This window comes from Janthinobacterium sp. GW822-FHT07H10 (assembly GCF_058798675.1).
The window spans coordinates 1-639 of the sequence record NZ_JBXAKS010000042.1; the positions used below are offsets into that span (position 1 = coordinate 1).

The 639-nt window shown below is 68.2% G+C and carries 1 pseudogene; it reads left to right on the forward strand.

Going from position 1 to position 639, the window contains the following annotated elements:
- Positions 1 to 639 (forward strand): annotated as a pseudogene (locus tag AC1RDJ_RS28390) (putative Ig domain-containing protein); the annotation flags it as partial.

Here is a 639-nt window from a genome sequence, read left to right on the forward strand (position 1 = left end):
CGCCGGCAAGGCGGTGGTGCGCGACGTCGGCACGGCCGGCAAGCCTGTCTATCAGCTGAGCTTTACGGCCTCGGGCAAGTTTGCCGGCGCGGCCGTCGTCAGCTACACCCTGAGCAATGCCTTTGCCACCTCGAAGCCGGGCGTGGTCAACGTGACCGTGACGGCGCGTGCCGACCCGTCGACGGATCCGGAAGTGATCGGCCTGCAGGCGGCGCAAGCCGATGCGGCGCGGCGCTTCGCCAGCGCGCAGCTGTCGAACTTCACGCAGCGCCTGGAAAGCCTGCATGGCGACGGCTGGGGACGTTCCAGCTTTGGCTTGAACCTGACGCCGCCTAGCGACAGCGGCAATCCGACCGCCACGCTGGCGCGCTGGCAGGAGCAGGAGGCGGACCGCGTGTTCGGCACGACGACGGTCAAACCGTACATGCGCAAGGCAGCACTGCGCCAGACGGACGCCGCTTATGGTGGCGAGCGCCAGTCGGCCGGTGCGGATGTCGGCCAGGCCGCGAATGGCTTGCCGGACATGCCGCAGCGTCCTGACACGCAGAAACAGGCCTTGTCGTTGTGGCTCGGCGGCGCGGTCGACTTCGGCCAGCAGTACGTGAATGGCCGCCAGACGGGCTTCCATTTCCGCACCAA